We start from the raw sequence: 24,951 nt of genomic DNA, 5'->3' as shown, positions 1-24,951 counted from the left end.
AAATTTGAAACCAGCTGTAAAAACCARACCACACCACGGGGTGGCGCAACCTGGTCAATTCAACCAATTCAATACAATAAATTGGTATCAACAAACTTGGCACACTATTGAGTTCTCAAACAACAGACACACCCGGCACCACCACAACCTCAGCCGTGGATCGCTCCGGAGCAACTTCCCAAACTTACCCGAACCCGGGAGCCTAAGCAAGTCAGCGTTTCCGCGACTCACAACTCCGCCAGCAGGAACCCCACCCTAATCCGGCACGCTAATCAGCGAACCATTTTTCAGGCTGTTCAGAAGGGGGTCGGTCGCTATCTTTCCGCATCAGCGGCGGCGACTCGAATAACAATACACGCCCCCAGCACCCCGCACAAATCCACCCCCACCACCCCGCACACACCCCCAAAAACCCCGCCACCACACGGAACCGGGCACCCCAACAAGCCCCCCGCCGGCCAAAACCACAACCCAGGGCTTTTGTGCGGTGCGTCACCCGCAACGGGCCCGCCGCACGGCGTCGGGCATCCGGCTGCAAGCCGGCATCGTCGTCACCTACGACTGCAGGCCGCCGTCGTGGACGCTGGCCTCAACACACTTTCCCCAGGCTCCCGCGGAACCTTGGGGCAGCCCGGTGAGTACGAGCTGCTGGGCGCTACTACACGGGGCGGGCTACCGTCTTCTCTTTGCTGTCCGCCCAGGCGATCGTCGCGTAGTACGTCGACGTAGCCGGCGAAACTACCTTTTTAGCCCCAAGGGTTACCGTGCCGGTTGCACCGCCGACCCGGCTCTTGGTTTTTGCCGACGATACGAAGCGGATGCCCTCGGAAAAGTACTTGGACTTGGTAAAAGTAGTGGACGCTTGAGCAGTGGCCCGGAAGGACAGGTCGGCCGTCATCGGCGAAACCACCGGGTTATCGGGGTCGGCATAGTTCGTGAATTCCAGGGACATCTTCAGCTGCCCTTTAGCCAACCCGTTCGGAACGACCAGGTTCAGGGTTTCCGTCTCCCCGGACCCGTCGATCAGTGTTGTGAGTGTGCAGGTGTTTTCCTGCGTGACAGACACAAAGCCCAGCTTTTCGGGCGCATTCGATCCGCGGAGCGTTAGGGCGCTGCCGAACACGCTGACCCTGGTCCGTATGCAACCATCCGTCTGATCAAATTCCGCGGTTAGTGCCTCGCCCCTCACCACGGTTTTCGTAACGCCGGGTTTCGTAACGCCGGGCCGCTCCGCCGCGGTGCTCGCTCCGGCGCTGGCGAGTTGAATGACGAGTGTTCCGGCCAGCGCCAGTACTCCGAGTGCTGTCCTTTTCATGGCGCCTCACTTTCTTAGGGCCGCGAGTCCTCACGGTTATCGGATGGTAGGACCTCGAGGTTGAGAAAACAATGGAAGGCGCTGGCCAGCGGCGACTATTGCTCCTCCGGGCATCTGGAGCAGGAACTCGACTGGCCCCGGGCGCGGGAGCGGCTCCTGTTCTCCTGACGCGCCCGCACTGCTACCTTGGCTGGATGGAACGATCACTGGTGAGGCCAAGGAACCGCAAGATCCTCGCGGGCGTGTGCGCTGCCCTTGCTGACCGCTTCGGCATCTCCGTGAAACTGGTCCGCCTCGGATTCGTGCTGTTCGGATTCTTTGGCGTCGGTGAGCTCGTCTACATCGCGCTGTGGATCCTCATCCCGAAGGCCAGTTAGCGGCAGGTTCGACGGCGGCTGCCGGCTGAGTGCCGACGTCGCCGACGTCAGGCACGACGTCAGGCACGACATTGCGTAGTGTGCCGGGCATGCTGGGGGGCGGCGGGCCGCCGGCCCACCGCCCCCCCCACAAGTTCGCTGTACGGGCGCTTGTCCTGGTCAAAATCAACCTCTACTGCACCCGCGACCCCGGCAGGTACCAGGCAAGGGATGACGTGAAGGGTTCGCTGGGCAGGTTCCCGGCGTTCCACGAGTCGGTGGACCGCACCACGGGAGTGTGGCCGTGTCCGTCCTTGAGCACGGCGCGGACCGTGGCGGTTCCGGCGACGATCACGAGTCCGAACAGCAGGACTACGAACAGTTCCATTTTTGGTTCCTCAGGGGTTGAGCGGATTGGATGGCTCCAGTGTCGGCAGCCGCCGTGTGAGCAACCGTGTGAATCCCTGCGACTTAATTCCCCGGGACGCCAGAGTGCCCCGCGGCGTAAAATGACTCCTATGGCCGAGACGTGGATCCGCCTCCTCGGTCCGCCAAAGATCGAGTCCGCAGGCACCGCTCCCCCACAGCCCAAAGGCCGCAAAGCCTGGGCTGTGCTGGCCTACCTTGCCCTGCAGCCGGACGGCGTCAGCCGGTCCCGGACCGCCATGCTGCTGTTCCCGGACGCCGCGGATCCGCTGGGCGCCCTGCGCTGGAACCTGTCCGAGCTGCGCCGGACCCTGGCCGGCGTCTCCATCACCGGCGACCCGCTGCGGCTGGCGCTCCTGCCGCCCTGGCATTGCGATGCCGTCGACTTAGTCGGCTCGGCCAACGGCCACGGCCTGGACCCGCGGACGGTTAACGGCCAGCTGCTGGAGGGGCTGTCCTTCGCGGACAACGCCGTCTTTGATTCCTGGCTGGCGGACCAGCGGTACCGGCTCGACAACTGCGTCCAGTCGCTGCTGTACGAGGGGGCGCTGGCCGCTCTCGCCGCGGGCGCTCCCGCCGACGCCGTCGAACTCGCCTCGCTGGCACTGCGCCGGGATGCCTTCCACGCGGACTGCACCGCCGTCCTGGTGAAAGCCCTCGTCGCCCTGGGCGAGCACCGGCGGGCGCGGGAGGAGGTCGCCAAATGCGCGGACCTCTACCACCGTGAGCTGGGCCTGCCCCTGCCGGTGGAAGTCCAGCGCGCCCTGGCCGACTCTGAGCCGGTGGCCGACCCGGAGCTCCACGCCACCGTGGCCACCGTCCGGTCCTATCTCGACGCCGGCAGCGCCTCCCTGTCGGCGGGCGCCGTCGACCGGGGACTCGACCAGTTGCGCCTCGCCGTCGTCCTGGCCCAGCGCACCGCGGACCGGCACCTCGTGGCCGAGTCGCTGGTGACGCTGTCCGGGGCGCTGATCCACCAGGCCGGCGGCCGAGGCGCCGAGGTGGCCGACTTCCTGCACCGCGCGCTGTCGGCGGAAGCGCCCGACGGCGTCTCCCGGACTGCCGCCGCGGCGTACCGCGAGCTGGGCTACTTGTCCGTCCAGCGCGGGGTGCCGGACCGCGCGGCCGGCTGGCTGGACCGGGCGATGCAGGCGGCCGGGGGAATCCCGGAGGAGCAGGCACGGATCCTCGCGATCCAGGGCATGCTGGCCTCGGACACGGCGCACTACGGCGACGCGGTGGCTGCCTTCGCGGAGTCGAGGAGGCTGGCGAAGTCGGTCCGGAACCGCCGGCAGCTGGCGTTCAGTGAGGCGCTGCTGGGCCGTGTGCATCTGCTGCGGGGAGATTTGGAGCTGGCAGCCGCCGCCCTGGACCGGGCACTGGACGGGGTGGCGGCGGAACACTGGACCGCGTTCGAACCGTTCGTCGCCGGGGTCCGGGGTGAGACCTACCTGGCCGCCGGGCGGCTGGAGGAGGCGGCGGACCTGATCGACCGGTCCTGGGTGATGGCCGAACTCGCCGGCGACCACTGCTACCTGGCCCTGGCCGCGGGTGCCGAAGCCCGGCTGTTCCTGGCCCACGGGGACCTCGCCGCCGCCGAACACTGGATCGACCGGGGCCTCGAGCCCAAGCCATGGTACCTCTGGTACACGGCCCGGCTGCTCGATGTGGCGGCCGAAGTCACCATCGCCACGGGCTCGCCGCGGGCCGTACAGTTCACGGAGCGGCTGGCCAGACTGGCCAGCCGGAGCGGCATGCGGGAGTTCGTAGTGCGGGCGCAGTCACACCGGGCGGCCCTCGGTGACGAGGCGGCAGCCCAGTCCGTGCCCTGGCTCGCGAAGGAAATCGACAACCCCGCGCTGACCGCGTTCCTGGCCCGCCGGCACAGCGTCACCCTGTGAGCTGACCGGCAGTGAATTAGGCGGAGTTGAGCGGGTCCGGAGCCGGTTTCGGAAGCCCTGTCCCGCCGTCGTACGCGGGACTACCATGCTCCTGTACCGATGGGATCACCACCGTGCTCACTACTGCGTGGAAGGAAATCTGTCATGGAATGCATTACGTGGTTCGCGCCGATCCTGCCCGGGAAACTGGACGAGTGGAAGGCGCTCGATGCGGAGATGAACGGCCCGCGCCGGGAGGAACATGCCCGCTCGAGGAAGCGTATGGGAGTCACCCGGGAGGTCGCCAGCCTGGTGCCGACCCCGCAGGGGGATTTCGCCTGCCTGTTCCATGAGGCCGAGGACCTGGCGAAGGCCTTCCAGACGCTCGCGGCGTCGGACGATCCCTATGATGTCTGGTTCAAGGAGCATCTGGTGAGCATGCACGGGCTGACGGCGGAGATGCTGCAGGGGCCCATCCCGGCGACGCTGTTCTTCGACTACCGCGACGCCGGTTGAGCGCCGGGATGAAGCACACACGGGTTAAACAAAAGCAGGGCCCGTCAAAGACGGACCCTGCTCGAAACCTGTAAGGTTCCGGACTCAGAAGAGTTAGCTGGAAGCTAAGTCTTAGAGAGCCTGGATGTTTACGGCCTGGGGACCCTTGGGGCCCTGCTCGGTTTCGAAGGAGACCTTCTGGTTCTCTTCGAGGGAGCGGAAGCCGGAGGAAGCGATCGCGGAGTAGTGTGCGAAGACGTCCTGTGAGGAGTCATCGGGGGAAATGAAGCCGAAGCCCTTTTCAGCGTTAAACCATTTGACGGTACCAGTAGCCATTATTTTTTGTCCTTCGTGAAGGTGGAGGAAAAGTCCCGACTTTCGGGTCCTCCGGTGTGGGGTGCTCAAAACCGCTGCTTCAGAAGAACAAGGTCTTGCAACCTTGCGTACTGCCTGAACTACGAACTGCATAAACACAACAACAGGATCAACTCTACAGGAGTTTCCGGGGGCGGCTTACCACAGCCCTGCCGTCCGGCCGTCCGCGGCAGCCCCGCCCGGTCCCAGCCGGGGTCCCGCAGCGGCGGCCCGGCAGGCCGCCTGTACCGTGCCGGGCCGCGGGCATATCCTGCAGGAAGACCAGCCCGCCACCCGTTATAAGAGGAAGAATTATGGAAATGCCGAAAGCGTCCGACGCCGACAAGGACCACTTCCGCTCGGTGCTGCCTGACCATCCCGAGGTGGTCGTCAAGCCCATGTTCGGGAACCTGGGGGCCTTCGTGAACGGAAACATGTTCGCCGGCCTGTTCGGCCCCACCATCGGCGTGAAGCTGGCCGGCGCGGACAAGGAGACGCTTGAAAGCACCGAGCGGACCGTTCCGTTCGGGCCGCCCGAGCGACCCATGGGCGGCTACACCGGGCTGCCGGAAGTCTGGAACGCCGAGGGCGACGGCGATCAGGCACGCGCCAGGGCCTGGGTGGAGAAAGCATTTGAGCACGTGGCCGGGCTGCCGCCCAAGGAGCCGAAGGTTTCCAAGGTTCGGCCCAAAAAGTAGCCGCCGACGTCGGGCGCCTGATTGCCGCGCATGGCCTCCCGGATTCGGAAGCGCGCCGGATGAGCCTGCGGTAATAGTGTTGCGCGACGTCTAGGGCACTGAAACATTCACGAGTTCTGACCGGCTCCCTGTCTGCAGGTCCTCGGTCAGGACCAGCGCACCGACGTCGGGACAGTGATATTTGTACTCCCGGGCATTCTTTTCAAGCGGCGTCCAGTCGTAGACCTTGACGCAGTCGGTGTAGGTGCCGGATTTCGTGGTGACGGTCTCGCCGGTGGCGATGGTGTCCCGGATGTCTTCCGCATGGCCGACGTAGTATTCCTGCCGGTAGGAATCGCCGACGCTTTGCTCGGCCTTCATCCAGATGCCGGCTTTAGCCCCGTCTTTTCCATGCAGGAAGCTGCCGGAGTGGTTCAGCAACATTCCGTTCCAGTAGTTGTCCACTTCCTCGCCGAAATACCAGACGTCGCCGTTTGTGTGTTGCGCCAGGTAATCCCGGGTTTCCTCGACGAGCTGCCCGTTCTTGTATTCCCTGTCCAGATACACCGCCGTCTCCACGCCAGCGATGGTCATGGTCTCGGGCAGGATTTCGATCTCAACCCTCTCGGTGACTTTTCCTTGCTCGGTGGTCTCGTACGTCAATTTCTTGCCGACCGGGAGGGCGAAGTATTTGTTGGTGATCTTGGTGGTGAAATCGGCAGGATTGATCTGCGGGTTGTACTCCGCGGCCGTGCTCCGGTTTGTGGTGTTGAAGGCAAAGAGCGTCACCCCGCCAACAACCAGCATCAGGACGATGACTCCAAAGAAGATTCTGGTTCGTGGATTCATGACCTTCCCACTCCCTCTGAGCAGAAAATCCTGTCGGGGCCAGAGCACCGCTGCTTGCCCATGGCCACGTAGAAAAAGGTAGGGCAGTCCGCACCGAACCAGGACACCCTTGACGAACACCACGCGTGGAGAGGCACCGCTCCCCCGGAACGCCAGCGAACGTACCAGCTGTCGCAGCGGGCGGGCCGCCCGTCTTCATTTTGCCCGAGCCTTTATAGGGAAGACCAGAGGCTTCCGGGGCTTACGGGACACTATTGCGCGAGCTACTGGCCCCTACAGGCCTGTAGCCGCCGCGCCCGCTGAAACGTCCGACGGCGGCCGCCCTCCGGAGTGGTTGTGCTGCGGCCCGGTTCCTTGGGCTGCCGACTACCGGTAACCGGACGTCGCGTCCGCCATCTCCCGGACGGGCGGAGTCGCCGGAATGATTTTTGCGGCCGGGACGTACGGGGTTTCCGCCGGGGCGTCGCGGCGGGTCCTGCGCTCCACGGCACGCCCTGCCGCCGTCGAAAGCCGATGGGCGGGCTGTTCCACGTAGCGGAAGAACAGCTCGGCGATCACGAACGAGGCGGCCACGGAGAGCGCGAGCGCCAGTGGAAGCGAAACGGAGCGGAGCAGGGTGACGCCGGCCAGGATGATCGGAAGGTGCACCAGGTAGAGGCTGAAGGACACGCGCCCCAGCCATTGCGCCACGGCCGTGTCACCGAGCTTCTTGGCCGAGCCGCAGGACACGAACAGCAGGACGATCAGCAGGGCGCCCACGGTGACGACGGCCTCGACGCCGGGGATCGGCTGCTCGGGGCTGATCCATTCCGCGTTGGCCAGGAAAATGCCAGCGGCGGCCACGACGAACCAGACTCCGCGCGGCCAGGACCGGGTCAGCGCACTGATCCGCTCGCGCTCGACGCCAAGGACAGCTCCGATCGCGAAGATCGGGAGGTAGATCAGCCAGTCCACGTCCTGCAGGGCTCCCACCACAGCGAGCAGGAGGGCAACGCCGATTTTCACGTGCCAGAGGCGCCGCCAGCGGAGGGCGAGAAAGACGTAGGCCGGGAGCAGGAGCGAGAACGCGACCTCCCACTTGAGGGACCACAGCGGGGTGTTGATGGTGCTTGCGCTCAGCATGAGCAGGGAATCCTTGAAGACCTGGCCCACGCTGGGGTCGATCACGTACATGTCCGCCCACGGGCTCTGCAGCGGGGACGCTGTCCGGGGAATCATCAGGATCAATGCCACGGCCACCGCCAGGGACGCCCAGGCCGGCAGGTAGAGGCGGAAGAAGCGCTTGGCGTAGTACTGCGCCCAGCTCCTGGCCGCTCCCGGCCGGGTGAACGGCAGGACCAGCACGAAGCCGGAGAGCACAAAGAAGACGTGGACCGCCGGGGTTCCGTTCCAGAGGACGTGCAGCGGGGAGAAGACAGCCCATGACTCGGCGGCGGTGAGTTCCGCGGCGCGGTCGCCGTTGACAGCGTTCCCGATTCCGGGGAGCGTCGACATGACGTGGCAGGCGACAACCACCAGGGCGGCAATCCCCCTGAGGCCATCCAGCTGAGTGACTCTTGATTGACCAGACTTAGAGCGCATTCACCTTATGTTACCAGTTCGTTACATTGCATCCCTCGCCGACGAGGGTTCCTGAGCACGTTTCGTGGCCGCCAGGCGGCCTCCTATCCACGCGCCCGCGCTCCACCGGGCGAGCTGCGCCGGAGCGGACTGGGTGCGGCCGCGGCCGCGGGCCTGTTCAGGAGCCCGGCGAACTCCACCACACTGCGCGTTTCGCGCAGACCTCTTGCGCTAAACGCGCAGAGACTCTACGATCTGTACCATTGCCGAAGCCGGGCGGCTCGGTCCATCCCACAACAATGAGGTTGCTAAATGTCTGTTCCAATCAAGGCCACCATGGAAAAAGTTCCCGGCGGCATGATGCTGATCCCGCTGCTCATCGGCGCCCTTCTCGCCACCTTCGCACCGGATTCCGCCAAATTCTTCGGTTCGTTCACGGGTGCACTCTTCACCGGCGGCACGACCATCCTCGCCGTGTTTTACGTGTGCATGGGTGCAAGCATCGATATCAAGGCCACGCCTTACATCCTGAAAAAGGGCGGCGTCCTCTTCGGCGCCAAGGTCCTGTTTGCGGTCATCATCGGCGTTGTCGCTGGCCGGTTCATGGGTGAACTTCCCATCGACGGCGGACTGCTCGCAGGCTTGTCGGTCCTGGCCATCCTGGCAGCCCTTAACGACACCAACGGCGGCATGTACATGGCGCTTATGGGCCAGTACGGCAAGCCCAAAGACGTGGCCGCGTACTCGGTCATGACGCTCGAATCCGGCCCCTTCCTGACCATGCTCACCTTGGGCGTCGCCGGCCTGTCGGCCTTCCCGTGGCAGGCCTTGGTGGGCGCCATCATCCCCCTGCTCCTTGGCGTCCTGCTGGGCACCCTCGACCCGGCCATGCGCAAGTTCCTTTCGTCTGCGGCCCCCGTTCTTATTCCGTTCTTCGCCCTCGCCCTTGGCTTCGGCCTGAACCTCGAAAAGGTGCTGAGTGCCGGCCTGCTTGGCATAGCGCTTGGCCTGTTCGTCCTGATCGTCGGCGGTGCTGTGCTCTTCTTCGCTGACAAGCTGACCGGCGGCTCTGGCATTGCCGGCCTGGCGGCTGCTACCACCGCGGGCAACGCTGCCACGGTTCCCATGCTGGTAGCCGCAGCCAACCCCGCTTACCTTCCCGCAGCGGGACCCGCCACCGTCCTGGTTGCCGCGTCCGTAGTGGTCACCGCCATCGGCTGCCCCCTCATGGTTGCCTGGTACGCCAAGCGCCTTAAGGCCAAGGAAGCCACGGCAGTACCCGAGGTCGCACACGCAGTATGAACACCAAAGCAATGAAGCGCTGGGCAATCATCGCCGATGACCTGACGGGAGCGGCAGATGCCGCTGCCGCCTATGGCCCCACGCACACCAGTTCCGTAATCCTCGACGTCGAAGGCGCGTGGCCGGAGGCGGACATCCTGTCGGTCAACACCGAGAGCCGCTATCTGCCCGCGGCGGACGCCGCCGCGGCCGTCACGTCCGCCGTCGGGCGTTCGCTGGAGCAGCACCGTCGGATCTTCAAGAAGATCGACTCGTTGCTCCGGGGCAATGTCGGCGGGGAAATTGCCGCGACACTCGCGCGGCTCACCCAGGGCGGCGGCAAAGGGCTCGCTCTGGTGGCTCCGGCCTTCCCGGCCACGGGAAGGACCACCCGCGGCGGCATCGTCCACGTGGCCGGGATTCCAAACATAGAAGGAACCTTCGGTGGCGACGTCGCTAACGCCCTGGCCCCCGGCGGCCTCACGGTGGAAGTGGTTGCCGGCGAATCCGGACGTACGCCGGAGGAACTGGCGTCGCACCTGAGGGACGTGCAGGGCAGAGGGATCGACGCCGTCGTACTGGACGCCTCCTCCGATGAAGATCTCAAGCGCATCGCGGCCGCCGCGGAGCTGCTGGACTTCCCGACGCTCCTGGTGGGCTCCGGCGGACTGGCCGGGCACATTGCGGCAGGCGGCGACAGGGCGGACGCCCGCGACGAACAGGCGCGGCACATCACCCGGACCTTGACGGTGATCGGCAGCTACTCCAGCCTGGCGCGGCGGCAGATCCAGGAACTGGTCGAGGCCGGCGTCGAACACATCAAACTGGACCACACCAACCTGGACGACCCCGCGGTTCCCCGCGAGCTTGCACAGGCGATGTCCCGGAATGACGTGGTCTTGACGCCGGACCCGATGGGGATCGTCGACAAGTCGCAGGCGCTTGTGGTGGCAGAGGCCTTGGCCCGAGCCACGGCTGCGGGCGTCGGGGACTGTGACGCCCTTGTCCTGACGGGCGGGGAGACGGCCACCGCGGTCCTGAAGGCCCTCGGCGCCGGCAGCTTCACCGTCCTCGGCGAGATCGAGCCCGGCGTCGTCATGAGCCTGCTCCCCGAACCGCTCCCCCTGCTGGTCACCAAGGCCGGCGCCTTCGGGGACGCCGGAACGCTGGCCCGGACCAAACAATTTCTCACTGCACAACGACTGAAATGAGTATCAAATAATGGGACGCCCGATTGTTGCCATCACCATGGGCGATGCTGCCGGCATTGGCCCGGAAATCATCGTCAAAGCCCTGGCTGACGCGGAACTCCGGTCAAAAGCCCGCATGCTCGTCATCGGCGACCTGCGCCGGCTGCAGCTCGCCGCGGACATCGTCTCCAGCCCGCTGACCCTGCGCAAGGTCTCGGAGCCGTCGGAGGCCTTGTTCGACGAGGGCACCATCGACGTGCTCGACATCGACTGCATCCCGGCCGATCTCGCCTGGGGTGAACTTTCCGCCGCGGCCGGGCACGGCTCATACCTCTTCATCGAGAAGGCCGTTGCCCTGGCCATGGACCGCCAGGTCGATGCGATCTGCACGGGCCCGCTGAACAAGGCGGCGCTGCACGCAGCCGGTCACAAGTTCCCCGGCCACACCGAACTCCTCGCCGAGCTGACCGGCACCGAGGAAGTTTCCATGATGCTGACCGCCCCGAAGATGCGCGTCATCCACGTCACCACCCACATCGGCCTCATCGATGCAATCGCCAAGATCAACGGCGACCTGGTCTACCGGACCATCAAACGCGGCCACGAACTGCTGCGCGCCTCCGGGATCGAAAACCCGCGGATCGCTGTGTGCGCCATCAACCCGCATGCAGGCGAAAACGGGCTGTTCGGCTATGGCGAAGAAGCGGAAAAGATCCAGCCGGGCATCGAGAAGGCCCAGGCGGACGGGATCGACGCTTTTGGCCCGCTCCCGGCCGACACGCTGTTCTTCCTGGCAGGCCGCGGCGACTTCGACCTGGTGGTGGCCCAGTACCACGACCAGGGCCACGGCCCGGTCAAGGTCCTCGGTCTGGAGAACGGCGTCAACATCACCGTTGGCCTCCCCGTGGTGCGCACATCAGTTGACCACGGCACGGCCTTCGACATCGCGGGCAAGAACATCGCGGACCACGAGTCACTGCTCGAAGCACTGCGGCAGGCGGTGGACCTGGCGCCGTCGCGCGACGAGAAGCCCTAGGTGCGAGAATCACTAGGTGAACGCAAAAGATAGACGACTCGAAATTGGGTCGGTCCTGTCCGAACGGCCGGTCAGCGTTGAAGAGCTGGCCGGCCGTTACGGGGTTTCCCTGTCCACGATCCGGCGCGACCTCGAAGCCCTGGCCAAGTCGGGCCAGATTCTCCGCACCTATGGCGGCGCCCGGACCGCCGATGCCGGCGGCGAGAAGAGCCTGCGGCAACGCGAACAGATTGCCACCAGCCAAAAGGCTGCGATCGGCCGGCTCGCGGCCACCTTCGTTGCGCCGGGCTCCGTGAACATCCTCGACGCCGGAACCACCGCGGGCGCGCTGGCCGCCAGGATCGCCGGCCGGGAGGGCATCACCGTGGTGACCAACGGGCTCACCACCACACAGCTACTGGAGAACAGCGACGGCGTGGAGCTCATCGTCATCGGCGGGACCCTGCGGCACGTCAGCTCCGGCATGGTGGGGCCGCTCGCGGAACAGGTCATGTCCTCGATCACCGCAGACGCCGCCTTCCTCAGTGCCGACGGCGTGACCGCAGCACGGGGACTGTCGGAAGGAACCCCCGAGCAGGCCGCCCTCAAACGCCTCATGGTGGACAACTCCCACCAGGTCTACGTCGTTGCCGACTCGACGAAGCTCGGCCTGGAATCATCGCACTGGTGGACGCCGCTGGAGCGGCCCTGGCACCTGATAACTGACGACGGAGCAACTGAAGCGCAGCTCAAGTCCTTCCGTGACCTGGGAAACGTGGAGATCCACCTGGCAACGGTTGTTTAGGGCTGTAACTTACCGGACGGCTTTGTCTGCGTTTACCCGCCCATGGGCCCAGTAGGTGCCCGTGCCAGAAATCGTGTCGGCGGTTGATTCGATATTTGCGCGGACTGACGTGTGCGTGGCGCCAACGTGGGAGCTCCAGGCAAGCGCGGCCGTTGCAGCAACGATGGGCGAGGACATGGAGGTCCCGTTGCCGACGTCGTAACCGAAAGAGCGCTTGTTCTGCGTCCCGAGGACAAAAGTGTGGTTCGGGAACGTGGAGTAGACATTGACTCCGGGCGCCGCGACGTCCACCCAACTGGCTCCGTAGGTTGAGAACGATGCTTTGGCGTCGGTATTGTCCGTGGCGGCGACGGCAATGACGTTGGGGTAGGCGCCCGGGTAGATCTTGGACTGGTTACTGCCGTTGCCTGCTGCGGCAACGAGCACCACACCCTTACTCCAGGCGTTGTTGATGGCAGTTTCGAGGGTGCGTGATGCCCGCACTCCGAGGCTCATATTGATTACCTTCGCACCGTTACTTACGGCCCAATTGATACCGTTCGCAAGGCTTGAGCTCGAGCCGACGCCGCTGTCGTTGAGGACTTTGCCGTCCAGGATGGTGCATCCCGGGCACACACCGGCCACGCCAACCGTGTTGTTGGCGGTGGCGGCGACAATACCGGCCACATGCGTGCCGTGCCCATAGTTGTCCTCACCGGGTTTCCCGTTGGTGAAGTTGGCGCGCGCAACGACCTTCGGAGTGATGTCGGCGTTGTCGCTGGCGACTCCGGAATCGAGGACGGCGACTTTGATGCTGCTCCCCGTCGTGACGCCCCAAGCCTCGACGGCGTCGACATCAGCGTCCGCGGCGCCTCCGGCCACAGACAGCGTGCCGGCGGTGTTGGTGAATGCCTGGCCGTTGTTTTGCAGGGCGTACTGGCGGGGGAAATACTCGTCCGAGGAAGCAGCGGTAACGGTCTCGTCCGGTTCGGCGTACTCAACTGCCGGGTTCCGGCTGAGGGCTTCGATGAGCTGGAGCTCCCGGCCGGCCGGTACGTTGACGAGTCGAGCGCCGGTGCTGCCGATCCCGGGGCCCTCCCCGAGACCGTGCAGGCGCAGTACGCCTGCTGCCGCGCCGTTGTCGCGGAATTTGACCATAATGTGCCCCGCGGCGGGCGACGACTGCGTCGACGCGCTGCTCGTGGTCGCTGCGTTGCCTGGGGCTGCCAACGTGATGGTGCCGCAGCCTATGACTACCGCCGCGAAGCCAGCTATAACGGTTCGTTTCATGCGGAGTATCTTGCTTCAATCTGCGCCAGGTAGATAGGGCCTGTCGGAACATTACGTGCAGGCCTCGCGGGCGACGCTGTCATCGTCTCCGCCGTGGGCGCGAGGTCCAATAGCCCCTCGATGTGGACCTCCCCGAAAAATAGTCCCGCATCACGGGGCTGGATGCTCCCCCGCGGGTCTAGGGTGAGACGGTCGGCACCCGCCGCGAAAACCCTCAAGGAGGGTGCATGACTTCCAGCCAGTCCAGCTCCGAACAATTCGGACAGCATCTGAAAAGCGTCGGCGGCTCAGAGGCCGACGCCAACGGTTCCGCCTACGTCGTCACGGAGGAAGACACCGTGGAAAGCGTCGTCTCGGGTCTGCGGATGAAACAGCAGGAGCACGGGAATCAGGCCAGCGAGCCCTCCATCCTCCATGCCTCGGCCCAAGTCCTCATCAGCAGGCGTGATGAGCAGGATCCGGCCCATCACGCCGGGACCTCCCAACCGGGGACGTATCAGCTGGACATTCACTTCGGCGGGGGCCACAGCACCCGGGAATCCATCCCCGAAAAGGACCTGGAAGCCGCCCAGATCTGGGCCCAGGGACGGATCGACGCCGATGGCGCGGACTTCGGTGCCATCTACTTTCCCTCCGGCGGCGGCATTGCCCCCGGAACGGGTGCACTGGAGTGCAGCTACGACCGCGCGGTGGGCTGGTACCGGTAGGCTCCATGCCCCGGAATGACTGAGCCTGATGAATCCGAGCTTGCCGAAACCCAGTCAACAGTTCTTGTCACGTAGTTAACCGCTCATTCACATCTTCCTCAGACCTTGTCCAACCGGCCGCCGTACGGTCGACGGCATGGACAACATTTCACGCAGATCCCTCCTCTCCGCCGGCCTCGGGGCCGGGCTCGTCGCCGCCTGGCCGGGTGCCGCCGTCGCCGTTTCCACCGCGGACGACGCCGGCCTCCGCGCCGATCCGTTCCTGCTGGGTATCGCCTCCGGCGAGCCGTGGCCGGACGGCTTCGTGATCTGGACCCGGCTGGCCCTGGACCCCATTGCCGGGGACGGCCTGGGCGGCATGCCCTCCCGCAACGTCGCCGTGGCCTGGGAAGTGGCCGAGGACGCGGGCATGCGCACGGTAGTAGCCCGCGGCGTCGAGCGGGCCCGGATCGAAACCGCGCACTCGGTGCACGTGGAGCTGCGGGGCCTGCGGCCGGGTCGCGAATACTTCTACCGGTTCCGCACCGGCCGGCACATCAGCCCGGTGGGCCGCGCCCTCACCAGCCCGGCGCTGCACGAGACGCCGGCGGCGCTGGCCATGTCGTTCGCCAGCTGCGCGCAGTACGAGCACGGTTATTTCACCGCCTACGCGCGGCTGGCGCAGGACCACCCGGATCTGGTGCTGCACCTGGGCGATTACCTGTACGAGTACAGGAAGGACAGCTACGTGGTCGGCGGCGGCAACCCGCGCGACCACGAGGGTCCCGAGACCACCAGCCTGGCCGGCTACCGGCAGCGGCACGCGCAGTACAAGGCCGACGCCGACCTGCAGGCCGCGCACGCGGTGGCGCCGTGGCTGGTGGTGTGGGACGACCACGAGGTGGACAACAACTGGGCGGACGACGTCCCGGAGAACACCGACGCCGGGCAGCTGAACGACACCACGGAGCATTTCCGGCAGCGCCGCGCCGCCGCGTTCCAGGCGTACTACGAGAACATGCCGCTCCGGGCCTCGTCCGTGCCGGCCGGGTTCGACATGAAGATCTACCGCACCATCCAGTGGGGCCAACTGGCCAACTTCCATATGATGGACACCCGGCAGTACCGCGACGACCAGCTCGCCGGCGACGGCTGGAAGAAGAATGTCGCAGAGCGCCTGGCCGAGGACCGCACCATCACCGGCGCGGAGCAGGAGAAATGGCTGCTGGACAGCTTCAAGAACTCCACCCAGCGCTGGGACGTCCTGGGGCAGCAGGTGTTCTTCGCCGAGCGGGACCGGAACCAGGCGCCGGAGATCGACGACGTCTCCATGGACGGCTGGGACGGCTACGCCGCCTCGCGCCGCCGCATCACGCAGGGCTGGGTGGACGCGAACGTGCGCAACGCCGTGGTGCTCACCGGCGACGTGCACCGCAACTGGGCCAACGACGTAAAGGTGGACTACCAGGACCCGGCGTCGCCCGTGGTCGGCTCGGAACTGGTGAGCACTTCCATCACGTCCACCGGCAACGGCTCAGGATCCACCACGGACGCGACCATGGCCTGGAACCCGCACCTGAAGTTCTACAACGACAACCGCGGCTACGTGAACACCCGCATCACGAAGGACGCGATGACTGCGGACTTCCGGGTGCTGGACTACGTCACGACGCCGGGATCGCCCGTCAGCACGAAAGCTTCGTTTGAGATCCGGGACGGGGTGCCGGGGCTGCAGTAGCGGCGGGGCCGGGGGTGCAGCCAGCCCCGCTGGCGCCACTCCCCCGGCCCGGCCGCTACCCGCGGCTAGATGCAGTTGGGCTGGTAGGCCGGATCAGCGGGACCGGACACCCTGCCCAGCGAGTGGGCGACGAACTGGTGCACCACAGGGTCGTTCGGCGCCTGGTCATGTTCGATCTGGTCAGCCGGGCACTTGTCCTGGATGGTGATGTTGGTGACCTGCCGCGCCGGCCCGTTGAGGAACTGGCTGTTGTAGGGAATGACCACTTCGTCGTTCACCGTGGAGATGACGGTGTAGGAGGGACCCGCCACCGTATCGCCGATGAAGTTGAGCTTCTGCATAAAAGCCGACCCCGCCTGCTGGTCGGCGCAGGCGGCACAGCCCACCCCGGTGTAGTCGGGGTCCGGGACAGCGCCCGGCTGCGGGACGATTACCCCTTCAGTGCCGTGGTTGGAGGGTGCGATCCCGATGAGCTGATGGACATTCTTGGCGCCGCCGAGGAAGCCCATGTAGTAGCGGGGCATCATGCCGCCCTGGCTGTGGCCCACGAGATCCACCTTCTTGGCGCCGGTGGAGGCACGCACTCTATCCACGAACGGCGCGAGCTGCTGCGCCGAGTCCGCGACCGGCGCGGTGGCATACACGCCGTTGGTCTCGCCGTAGTTGAGGGCGAACACGCAGTACCCGGCGCTCTTGAGGTACGGCGATAGGGTGGACCAGTTCTTGTCCATGCTCTCAAAGGTTCCAGGCACCAGGATGACCGGATACGGATGCTCGGCGCTTGGCTTGCAAGACCAGTCATTGGCGCCCGGCGGGGAAATCTCAACAGGTCCCGCATGCGCGGGGGCCACGGCCAGCGAGCCGGCCAGGACGGCAGCGGCGGCGGTGGACAGGACTTTGGCGAGCAGCGACATTGGAAACCTCTTTGTTCGTTTGTCAGCGGGCTGCGGGGCCGGCAGTAACCGTTGTACTGCGGGTCGGCCAAGGTTGCCCGGTTACTCAACAGTAGGCAGCCCGCAGCCCGGTCCGGCCACGATTTTGCACGGATGTGCACAAAAAACCGGCTCCGCGGGCGAATCCTGTCCGCCCTGAAATGACGGCCGCTCGAGAAGCAAAGCTACTGGTCAGTACCTTCTTTTCGCCCGAGACTGCCTGAGAAAACGGCCAACAGCGGCTGCACAAACGTTCATTCCACGGGACGCCGACTGCGCCAGGCGCGTCGTTCGCCAGCTGCGCACCCTACAAAGACGGCTAATGGTGAGCCCGCAAGGCTAATGGCCCGACGGGACGATCTCCCTAACTGCAGGGATTCGACCGGGCTGAAGATCGATGGGGGACGACGGAATGGTGGAACTTAAACGCATCTACTGGAGCCGCCATGCTCTGCGTGCGGCCTATTTGGCGGTGGTTGTCTGGTTAGGCGCCTCCGTTGTCCTGTCGCTCATGCAGAAGGCGAACCCGGCGGGCAGCCGCAGCGCAGCAACCGTCGCTGAAATTCTTCGCGGCATGTTCGACGGCGTTCTGGCTGCGGTCACCGTCCCAGGGCTTTCCTGGTGGTTCTGACCATTATTGCGGTCGTCATTCGCAGTAGAGACATAAAACGCAGGGACCCGGTCCGGCGTTTCAGTCGCCCGCAGCGCCGGGAGGGCACGGCACGCGTCGGCGACCAGTGCGATATGGAGTCCGGGCTCCGGCGGCGGTGCCCACAGCACGCTGAGCATGGTGACCATTTCTGCCCGTGGTCCAAGGGCGGATCCACCAGCCTGCAGAACTTTGTCGCCGCCTGTGCCAGCTGCAACCGGACCAAGGGCGCGATGGTTCCCTCGCCCGGACAGCAGGAACGAATCGAACGACGCCGGCGGCGGCGGGCCAACGTTTCGCCGACCGGTCCCGTCAGCGTTGGCGCGCGGCACCAGCTCTCCTGAGCGGCCGGAGTCGACGCCGCGCGAGTTCCCCGCTGAAGGCTCGCGTGCATCGATCCCACCTCTGATGGAAGTGCCGCCCGGACGGCGTCCTGACGCTCATACCAGGGATCCATTTCCCACAACAGTGGAGAGCCGCCATGCTGGCGTTTGCCAGGGCTGTGACGGACGACGGCGCCGATTCTGGCCAGGTGTAAATGTTCAGGTAGTGGGGTACAGGCAAGGTTGCTGCAGTGGTGAAAAGGTCTGCCGGGTGAAAGTCACGGTTTGTTTCTTTCGGGTTTAGGAACCCTACTCGAGTTGCAGTTGAGGCTGGCGTGCGCCACTGCCTTGGCTCTCTTCAGCATTTGGTGAGCCCTCTGCAGGATCTTCGATCAGGTCCGGCTCAAGGCCATGGTCGGACAAATACTTCATCGCCCGTTCGATGGTCTCGAGTTTCTTCTTCAGCTCTTTCAGGGCCTGGGCTGACTCGTCGGAGAACTCATCTAGACGTTCGTATTCCCGGCGGAACGAAATCTCATTCGCGGCGAGAATTCCCCACAATGAGTAATCCGGTTCGAGGTCTTGCCGCTGCCGCAAAATTACGGCGGCCAGACGACGCTGTACCACTGCTTCAACGGTTTCGGCCGTGGTATCAGGGCTGGCAAGGCTGAAGGCGATGCCACCGCCGCCCGCCCCAACCAGCGCGCCGGCGGTCAACAGTCCACCGATCATGCCGCCCGGGCCGAATCCGGCCAGGGCACTTGTGATGATGGCTGCGCCGACCACTCCGGGTGCCGCAGCCAAGGCAAGGCCGCCGGTGGCCAGCACCAGCGCAACGGCGCCGGCACCCAATGCCCCCCATTTTTTCCAATTGACCACAAGCGCCCCGCTGAGGACGTCCTGGGCCTTTCTTGCTGCCTCAAAAACGTGAGCACCGTATGGGCTTCCCAGCCCCATCTCCGAGGCGAGGTCCTGCATGGCGCCGAGCCATTTATCGCGGTCAACGTTAATTTCAAACGGCCTGATGACGTTTTCGGATGCAAGAACAGTGAGCAGGGTTACCGCATCTTCCTTGGACAGATGGCGGCTCGGCAGAGGCTCAGGCACCTTGGCTTCTGGGTCCGATGGGTCGAAGGCCAACCGGGCAACTTGCGACGGCAATGGCCTACCCACTTCCCTATTCCGTTGGCGGATCTCATTGATGGCAGTGGCCTGCACCTGCCGCAAGGCTCCAGCAAACCTGACTCTTTGCTCGCCGTTAAGCCGTAATTGCAGCAAATAGGCATAGCGCAGTGCAACCAAGGCTATGAGTTCAGATGCATCCAGTTGGATGTCCAGACCCTTGTCCGCGCTGACGATTTCGGTGGACTTGGAGCCGAAGAGCGCGAAACCTACTGCTTCGGCAACGGCGTCGTGGGAGAGGTATGCCTCCGCGTCATGGACGTGGTGGTTGAATCCGGTCCCAATGCGGAAATCAAGCATCCAGCTGTACACCGAAGAGAGACCCCTGTGGGCGGCTACAGGATCCAACACATTCCAGAAGTTGGCCCACCAGGTCAAATTGGTGGGAGGTTCCTGCATACTCTCCCGCAACTTGTCCACGTCGAACCGCCCGCTGGCGAGTGGACTGCCGATCGTAACCAAACCGACTACTTCAAGCCCGATTGGCAACCGCTGAAGGAGGTCGGCAGCGATCACGGATCCCAGGCTGTGACCGATAATCACGATCCGGCCGGAAACGGGCAGTTTTTTCAGGATTCGATGCAGAACCTGCGCCCTGACATCCGCGTTGCCGAGGTACTTGCGTACTTGCCCGAAGCCGGGAAGGCTGGCCGACCCGTTGACGACCAATTCAGCGCCGCCCCAGCCATTCCCTTGATTGTGTCTTCCCAACCGGAATTCGAGCGCGGCCGTGCGTCGCTCAAAATCCCGGCGATTCTGGCGGATTTGATCCCTGGCCGGCTGCTTGACGGTTATTCGAGGGAGCGGCAGGGGTTCGTCGCTCCCTCTCAGTGCATGAGCGTACTTCGGTGCAATAACGCGTTCGCGGTCCACGTTTGGGTATCCAAGGCGGGACAACGCTGCACTGAGGCCAGTCAGCCAAGCGCCATCACTGTTTCCGTCGCCGACGCCGTGCAGGAAGAGCAGTGTAGGTTCTTGGGACATGGGTGCTCCGATCGAAATTGACGTTCATGATGGTGAGAGTTGCCGCTTTGTCCGCCGCGTCTGGCCTTGGTGGGAAGGACATAGGCGCCCTGCATTTGGTGACTAACCGGCGCCTGCGTCAAGGAAGGTGACCTGCGTTCCGAGGGAGTCGAACAGAGCAGTCAGGGTGGAGCGTGCACTTGCGGTGGCACGCTTGCGGAGCTCGGACTTTTCAGCCGCGGAAGCCATTTCAGTTTCAGCTCGGAGGAATATAGCGGACTGTTCGGGGGATTCGAAAACATCTGCGATGCGGTCAAGCACGCCTCGGTCACTGCGATACACCTTCGAAGCCTCGTGATCCAGGTTGGGTTTTTCCAGCCGAGCTTCGGGTAAGCGCAGTGTGGCGGACTTTCCGTCGGAAGACACCTTCAGGTCGTCTTCCTGGATACCTGAGAGATCGACGATGGCGTCAACCGTACCAACCGCCAGGAAAAGCGTTCGCCGCCCGGAAATGATATCGGGCATGGCTACGTTGTCGTCGCCAGTATCTACGACCAGTTGGAAGGTCCCGATGGCACTCTGCAGCTGCGAAACGTCCTTGATGGACTGCATGATGACTGTTTGGTCAGTGGATTTCTCGCTCCAAGGATACTCATTAAACCCAAGCAGGCTGGCCCCACCGATTACCCCCAGCACAGCGCCAGACACGATAGCGATGCCCTTCAATGCCTTCAAAATTGAGTTCCCCCCAGTTATGAGAAACGGCGGAGCCGCGTTCCGTCAGTGAGACTTCATCCAGGAAATATCTCGCCCGGAGAGCTCAGATTATTGTAAGCGGGCTCACCGACGGGGTCGGGAGAATTGCCGGAGAAGTTGTCACCTCTTGCTGAGCCGGGCAGGCGTCGAACATCAGTTGCTGGAACGGCGCGAGACGCTGGGCGGGGCGTGGCAGGACCGGTGGGACGCGTTTTGCCAGAACACTCCGAACTTCTCGCTCGCGCTGCCCGGCATGCCGTATGACGGCCCCGCCCCGGAAGCATTCATGCCGCGGGATGACCTCATCGGCTATTTCCGGCACTATGCAGAGCTCATCGACGCTCCTGTCCGAACGGGTGCGGACGTCACGCGGATCGCGGCCGCGGAGGGCGGCGTCTTCAACGTGGCCACCACCCGGGGCAGCTGGCGGGCCCGGAACGTGGTACTCGCCACCGGCGGCTACCAGACGCCGAAAATCCCCGCACTGTCGGCGCGACTGTCTGGCTGCCTCCTGCAACTTCACACCGACAGCTCCCGCAGCCCAGGCCAACTGCCCGGCTGTGCCTTGCTCATCGTTGGCACCGGCCAGTCCGGCGATCAGATCGCCGAGGAACTGCTCGCCGTCGGCCGCGACATCCACCTGACGGTGTCCACGTGCCCGGAGGCGCCGCGCCGGTACCGCGGCCAGGACCTCCTCTACTGGATGATGCAGCTTGCACAATTCGGCCCCGAGTATGGACTGAACGACCTCACCGTGGGGCAGCTGCCCTCCCCCGCGGCGAGGTTCGCCTGCAACCCGCTGGTGTCCGGCGCCGACGGCGGCCACGACCTCCACCTGCGGGACCTCGGCCGGCGCGGCGTCCTGCTGCACGGCCATTTGGAGGCAGCCGACGACGGCGACCTCGTCTTCAGTGATGATCTTCCGGAACACCTGGGACTGGTGGAGGCGGCGTTCTACCAGCGGATGAAGCCGATGTTCTATATTGCCGCCACCGGCATGTCGGCACGGGAGCCCGAGCCGGCGAGCCAGGACCGCTGGCTTCCTTCGGAGCCGGCGCGGCTGAATCTCGAGTCCGCCAACGTCACTTCGGTCCTCTGGGCCACGGGTTACCGGCTGGACTTCAGCATCCTGGACATCCCGGTGCTGGACGAATGGAACTACCCCCGGCACCACCGCGGCGTCACCGAACACCCGGGCCTGTTCGCCGTCGGGCTGCCGTGGCTCACCGGGCACGACTCGTCCATCGTGGCGGGCGTGGGCCGCGACGCCGAATATATTTCGCAGCACATCGCCGGGAACAGCGCCGCCCGGTGAAGGCGACGTTCCCGAGAGGGGTCTACCCCGCGCAATTCCCGTCGAAGTCCCCTTGCGCGGCGAGGCCGGCCGAGCTGAACCATTCCCCGGCCCACGCTTGGACCGAGGGCATCGCGAGCTGCTCGGCAACAAGCTCAGGCGGCCCGTCGAACACGGACTTCCCCTCCTCAAGGAGGTCACCGGTGCCGCTGCCGGCGAGAAGCCCGAAGAGGGCAGGCTGGTCGAGGAAGGGAAGCTTCCCGCCGTCGCCGTCGGTCAGCACGCCCCAGCGCGAGGTGAACAGCGAAAACTCCTCCGGACGTTCCCCGTAGTCCGCCACGAGCGGGCAGGCTTCGCCGTCGAGCTGGATCCGCCGGTAGTTGGGCTCCGTTTCGTCGAGGGCCATCAGTTGGACGTCGTCCAGCCACGAAAGCCAGACTTCTATGCACTCTCCCATCAGCGGATACGGGGCGGCGGCGATGTAGCCGGCCTTGCTCACGTGCGCGGAGTGGCCAACGGCGATGTTGTGAAGCTGCCCCCGGACCAGCGGCAGGACCGCGCTGACAGGCTGGTGGTAGTTGGCGAATTTCCGCCGCATCACGTCGGCGCTTGAATTCGAGCCGATGGAGACCACCAGGAAACGGGCTTCCAGCGGTGCCGCGCTGGCTTGCGCGAGGGCTTCTTCCAGTCCGGTTGAAAGGTCAATGAGCCGGAATTCATTGCCGTCCATGACACCCGAGGCCCCGGGCGGGTCCCACGGATACAGCAGCGGATCGAGATGGCCGGTGCCGCCAATGCTGCTCAGCACCATGGCGTCAGCTTGGTGAAGCCGTCGGCATGGTGCTGGAGACCAGTCAAGGTGGCCCGCTTTCATGGTCGGGACTTCCAGTGTCCCGCACATTTAGGCGAACTGGACCTTCGGCGTTAGCGTCGACCGGCCCGCGACGCTTCGGTGCCGGGCCTTTCCTATGTGTGAAGGCAGCCTGGCGGGTCACCGGCAGCACCACGCACAAGTACAAGGCCAACGCCGAACTGCAGGGCGCTCGTGGAGTGGCGCCGGACATTGGAGTGTGGGATGGAATCGCGGCAGTTCCGGGACGACGACCTGGCCGGGGCCGGCTGGCGGAAGAACGTGGCAGAGCGCCTGGCCGAGGACCGCAGCATCACCGGCGCGGAGCAGGACCTGAGCCAGGAACCCGAGATTGACGACGGCACCATCGACGGGCGTGACGGCTAAAACATCGTGCCGCCGGTGAGTTGGTAGAAACTCCGATGTTGGCCGGCACGCCGCACCTACGACAGCGCGGTCTCGGCGCACGTCCGTGCGGCTCGTTATCCGCAGAAGTGATGTATTGCTACCGCCAAATCCAGATGTTATGTTGCCCAGACCTGAATAATTCCAACCAGCGCGTCCAACGCGGCTGCGGCGATTTTGACAATGGTGTGGAAATCATCCTTGAGAGAAGGCACGCATGACAGATTCGATTGATGAGTGGTATCTGAACGGCGAGGACGCATCGATGGGTGACGGGCTCGATGATGAGTATGTGGAGTCGCAGGAACCTTGGGATCAGGCGGAGCTGGACTAATCCGCGTAGACGGCTAGCGGCCCCGAAAGCGATAAGCTCGGGCCGCATCTTGACCTTTTCCGACGTGGTCCAATCACGACCCACGACAGTTGCAAAGCGCACAGTAGTTCCCTTATCCCACCAGCGGTGCGCGGACCAGTTTCATTTTGAGCTATGCGTTAGCTTTGCAGGACTCCCCAAGCCGCAGCTCCGGAGCAGCGGCAGGGTCGCATTTTGCGGTAATCAGCCTGGCGCCGGGCATTCGATCGGCCGATGAGCAGAATTGCTGAAGCGTTGGACGACCAAGGCCGCCCAAGATGGAGAACCTGACGGAGCCCGAGTGTCAACATGCGCTGTAAGCGACTCACGTGCCCATTCTCCCGAGAGCCGTAGCTCCACGTCGCGGACGGTTTGGCTCGTGGCCGCTTAGCCTGTCGCCACCCGCCGGGAGCCGCCCGGATGTGGTCTGTCAATGTATCCTCGTCATTGTGAGTGACGCACTTTTTAGCATTGCCCCAGAGGAAGAGCCCGTTCAAAGCGCGGGTCCTGCCGAGCATCCGATTAGGGATGAGCAGGTTGCCGCCATCCGCGAAGCATTCGCCACGGCCGGGATCGACAGCCAGGAACGTCGCCAAGAAATCGCGCAAAGCTGCGTTGTTCGGCCCTTGGCTTCGCTTCGTGAACTCACATCGGCCGAAGCCCATCGCGTTCTGAAGCGCATTAAAGCAAACGCGGCGGCCAAACCTCGAGCTGTTGGGGCTTCTGACTGGGATCTTCGAGAAGAAGATACTTGGATTGACAAACTTTAGCTTCAGCCGGGAAAACAACCGACGTGCCAAATGACGCGGCAGGCGTGAAACCGGACTCAGTATCTTTGTCCGTTCCCATCAGAGCATTTGCAGATGTATTCCACAAAGTTGGCATGTTCCGCGGCTAATAAATGGCAAGACCCCAGTCGATTCTGTTCGAATTCCCTGCGGCTGCACGCATGTCGACGGGTGCGAGGTCTCGTCCCTCTGTTGCCGGGCGGCTGAGGCGACCAAAACACCGATTTGCAGCGCACTGGCTATGAGGTGAGCCCGAAGTCGGGCCGAAAGGCCACACAGCAGATAAGATCTGTCAAAGGTCGTTCACGAATTGCAATTGCCAACGACGAACAACTTCAACGATGATTCGGTCGCGTGAGTTGGTGCCACAAACAGGGGGAAAGTACGTGAAATTCAAGTGGGTCTCGCCCAAGGAGAAGAAGGCAACTACGCCCTCCCCGTTCAGCATCAAGCCCGCGGCGTCCTCTGCCAACGTCGGGTCCCCTCAGATCTCACCACCGGGGCCGGTGGCTGTCGTGCCCGCGGGAGCCCCTGAGTCCGTGATCCCGGCACAGCCAGGTA

25 protein-coding genes are annotated in these 24,951 nt (G+C 64.4%); 15 read left to right on the top strand and 10 right to left on the bottom strand.

The annotated features are described in order from the left end of the window. Positions 1–658 precede the first annotated feature (658 nt). Positions 659–1,315, bottom strand: coding sequence for a hypothetical protein (locus AC1DF4_RS15605; RefSeq protein ID WP_476913733.1), 657 nt, complete (start codon positions 1,313–1,315; stop codon positions 659–661). Between the two features lie 194 nt (positions 1,316–1,509). Here AC1DF4_RS15605 and AC1DF4_RS15600 point away from each other — a divergent pair, with 194 nt between their 5' ends. Continuing rightward, the gene (locus tag AC1DF4_RS15600; RefSeq protein WP_441406564.1) at positions 1,510–1,692 is read left to right on the top strand and encodes a PspC domain-containing protein; all 183 of its coding nucleotides are present in this window, start codon (positions 1,510–1,512) and stop codon (positions 1,690–1,692) included. Positions 1,693–1,864: 172 nt separating this feature from the next. Here AC1DF4_RS15600 and AC1DF4_RS15595 read toward each other — a convergent pair whose 3' ends face one another. After that, positions 1,865–2,059: a hypothetical protein gene (locus AC1DF4_RS15595; protein WP_476866026.1), complete on the bottom strand. Its 195-nt coding sequence runs from the start codon at positions 2,057–2,059 to the stop codon at positions 1,865–1,867. 130 nt (positions 2,060–2,189) lie between these two features. Between AC1DF4_RS15595 and AC1DF4_RS15590 the strand changes: the two genes are divergently transcribed. Beyond that, positions 2,190–3,998: an AfsR/SARP family transcriptional regulator gene (locus tag AC1DF4_RS15590; protein WP_476913732.1), complete on the top strand. Its 1,809-nt coding sequence runs from the start codon at positions 2,190–2,192 to the stop codon at positions 3,996–3,998. A gap of 144 nt (positions 3,999–4,142) precedes the next feature. Further along, on the top strand, positions 4,143–4,493 hold the full coding sequence (locus tag AC1DF4_RS15585) for a hypothetical protein (protein WP_476913731.1): 351 nt from the start codon (positions 4,143–4,145) through the stop codon (positions 4,491–4,493). 111 nt (positions 4,494–4,604) lie between these two features. Here the strand turns inward: AC1DF4_RS15585 and AC1DF4_RS15580 are convergent, their stop codons facing one another. Further along, complete coding sequence (locus AC1DF4_RS15580; RefSeq protein WP_024365339.1) at positions 4,605–4,808, bottom strand: cold-shock protein; 204 nt, start codon at positions 4,806–4,808, stop codon at positions 4,605–4,607. A 332-nt stretch (positions 4,809–5,140) separates the two neighbouring features. On the opposite strand from AC1DF4_RS15580, the gene AC1DF4_RS15575 reads away from it, so the two are divergent. After that, on the top strand, positions 5,141–5,524 hold the full coding sequence (locus tag AC1DF4_RS15575; protein WP_476913730.1) for a TfoX/Sxy family protein: 384 nt from the start codon (positions 5,141–5,143) through the stop codon (positions 5,522–5,524). A 90-nt stretch (positions 5,525–5,614) separates the two neighbouring features. Here AC1DF4_RS15575 and AC1DF4_RS15570 read toward each other — a convergent pair whose 3' ends face one another. Both AC1DF4_RS15570 and AC1DF4_RS15565 read right to left on the bottom strand, forming a co-directional pair. Then, positions 5,615–6,352, bottom strand: coding sequence for a hypothetical protein (locus AC1DF4_RS15570; RefSeq protein WP_476913729.1), 738 nt, complete (start codon positions 6,350–6,352; stop codon positions 5,615–5,617). Positions 6,353–6,718: 366 nt separating this feature from the next. Further along, a complete protein-coding gene (locus AC1DF4_RS15565; protein WP_476913728.1) occupies positions 6,719–7,933 on the bottom strand; it encodes an acyltransferase family protein in 1,215 nt (404 codons plus the stop codon). 291 nt (positions 7,934–8,224) lie between these two features. Here AC1DF4_RS15565 and AC1DF4_RS15560 point away from each other — a divergent pair, with 291 nt between their 5' ends. Genes AC1DF4_RS15560 through AC1DF4_RS15545 form a run of 4 tightly spaced genes read left to right on the top strand, consistent with a single transcriptional unit; the run spans position 8,225 to position 12,203 of the window. Continuing rightward, entirely contained in the window at positions 8,225–9,214 is a 990-nt protein-coding gene (locus AC1DF4_RS15560; protein ID WP_476913727.1) for a 2-keto-3-deoxygluconate permease, read from the top strand. After that, entirely contained in the window at positions 9,211–10,404 is a 1,194-nt protein-coding gene (locus tag AC1DF4_RS15555) for a four-carbon acid sugar kinase family protein (RefSeq protein WP_476913726.1), read from the top strand. The genes AC1DF4_RS15560 and AC1DF4_RS15555 overlap by 4 nt, the downstream gene beginning before the upstream one ends. Positions 10,405–10,414: 10 nt before the next feature. Beyond that, complete coding sequence (pdxA, locus tag AC1DF4_RS15550; protein WP_476913725.1) at positions 10,415–11,419, top strand: 4-hydroxythreonine-4-phosphate dehydrogenase PdxA; 1,005 nt, start codon at positions 10,415–10,417, stop codon at positions 11,417–11,419. Between the two features lie 16 nt (positions 11,420–11,435). After that, the gene (locus AC1DF4_RS15545; RefSeq protein WP_476913724.1) at positions 11,436–12,203 is read left to right on the top strand and encodes a DeoR/GlpR family DNA-binding transcription regulator; all 768 of its coding nucleotides are present in this window, start codon (positions 11,436–11,438) and stop codon (positions 12,201–12,203) included. 9 nt (positions 12,204–12,212) lie between these two features. Here the strand turns inward: AC1DF4_RS15545 and AC1DF4_RS15540 are convergent, their stop codons facing one another. Beyond that, positions 12,213–13,472 carry a S8 family serine peptidase gene (locus tag AC1DF4_RS15540; protein ID WP_476913723.1) on the bottom strand — a complete coding sequence of 420 codons (1,260 nt, stop codon included), beginning with the start codon at positions 13,470–13,472 and terminating at the stop codon, positions 12,213–12,215. A gap of 227 nt (positions 13,473–13,699) precedes the next feature. On the opposite strand from AC1DF4_RS15540, the gene AC1DF4_RS15535 reads away from it, so the two are divergent. After that, positions 13,700–14,179: a hypothetical protein gene (locus AC1DF4_RS15535; RefSeq protein ID WP_476913722.1), complete on the top strand. Its 480-nt coding sequence runs from the start codon at positions 13,700–13,702 to the stop codon at positions 14,177–14,179. Between the two features lie 136 nt (positions 14,180–14,315). Beyond that, positions 14,316–15,896: an alkaline phosphatase D family protein gene (locus tag AC1DF4_RS15530; protein ID WP_476913721.1), complete on the top strand. Its 1,581-nt coding sequence runs from the start codon at positions 14,316–14,318 to the stop codon at positions 15,894–15,896. 65 nt (positions 15,897–15,961) lie between these two features. Here AC1DF4_RS15530 and AC1DF4_RS15525 read toward each other — a convergent pair whose 3' ends face one another. After that, positions 15,962–16,810 (bottom strand): esterase/lipase family protein, encoded by an 849-nt coding sequence (locus tag AC1DF4_RS15525; protein WP_476913720.1) that lies wholly within the window; start codon positions 16,808–16,810, stop codon positions 15,962–15,964. Between the two features lie 430 nt (positions 16,811–17,240). Here AC1DF4_RS15525 and AC1DF4_RS15520 point away from each other — a divergent pair, with 430 nt between their 5' ends. Together AC1DF4_RS15520 and AC1DF4_RS15515 are read left to right on the top strand one after the other, a co-directional pair. Then, a complete protein-coding gene (locus tag AC1DF4_RS15520; protein ID WP_476913719.1) occupies positions 17,241–17,459 on the top strand; it encodes a hypothetical protein in 219 nt (72 codons plus the stop codon). 113 nt (positions 17,460–17,572) lie between these two features. Then, entirely contained in the window at positions 17,573–17,821 is a 249-nt protein-coding gene (locus AC1DF4_RS15515) for an HNH endonuclease (protein WP_476913735.1), read from the top strand. Positions 17,822–18,109: 288 nt separating this feature from the next. Here AC1DF4_RS15515 and AC1DF4_RS15510 read toward each other — a convergent pair whose 3' ends face one another. Both AC1DF4_RS15510 and AC1DF4_RS15505 read right to left on the bottom strand, forming a co-directional pair. Beyond that, positions 18,110–19,966 carry an alpha/beta hydrolase family protein gene (locus AC1DF4_RS15510; protein ID WP_476913718.1) on the bottom strand — a complete coding sequence of 619 codons (1,857 nt, stop codon included), beginning with the start codon at positions 19,964–19,966 and terminating at the stop codon, positions 18,110–18,112. A gap of 102 nt (positions 19,967–20,068) precedes the next feature. Next, positions 20,069–20,680 carry a DUF4230 domain-containing protein gene (locus tag AC1DF4_RS15505; protein WP_476913717.1) on the bottom strand — a complete coding sequence of 204 codons (612 nt, stop codon included), beginning with the start codon at positions 20,678–20,680 and terminating at the stop codon, positions 20,069–20,071. Positions 20,681–20,828: 148 nt separating this feature from the next. Here AC1DF4_RS15505 and AC1DF4_RS15500 point away from each other — a divergent pair, with 148 nt between their 5' ends. Beyond that, complete coding sequence (locus tag AC1DF4_RS15500) at positions 20,829–22,016, top strand: flavin-containing monooxygenase (protein WP_476913716.1); 1,188 nt, start codon at positions 20,829–20,831, stop codon at positions 22,014–22,016. Positions 22,017–22,038: 22 nt separating this feature from the next. On the opposite strand, the gene AC1DF4_RS15495 is transcribed toward AC1DF4_RS15500, so the two are convergent. Further along, the gene (locus AC1DF4_RS15495) at positions 22,039–22,806 is read right to left on the bottom strand and encodes a hypothetical protein (protein WP_476913715.1); all 768 of its coding nucleotides are present in this window, start codon (positions 22,804–22,806) and stop codon (positions 22,039–22,041) included. A gap of 264 nt (positions 22,807–23,070) precedes the next feature. On the opposite strand from AC1DF4_RS15495, the gene AC1DF4_RS15490 reads away from it, so the two are divergent. Then, positions 23,071–23,232 (top strand): hypothetical protein, encoded by a 162-nt coding sequence (locus AC1DF4_RS15490; RefSeq protein ID WP_476913714.1) that lies wholly within the window; start codon positions 23,071–23,073, stop codon positions 23,230–23,232. 819 nt (positions 23,233–24,051) lie between these two features. After that, on the top strand, positions 24,052–24,372 hold the full coding sequence (locus AC1DF4_RS15485; protein WP_476913713.1) for a hypothetical protein: 321 nt from the start codon (positions 24,052–24,054) through the stop codon (positions 24,370–24,372). Positions 24,373–24,951: the final 579 nt, after the last annotated feature.

This window comes from Arthrobacter sp. 05N429, from assembly GCF_056397045.1.
This window is presented reverse-complemented; position numbering and strand designations above follow the sequence as displayed.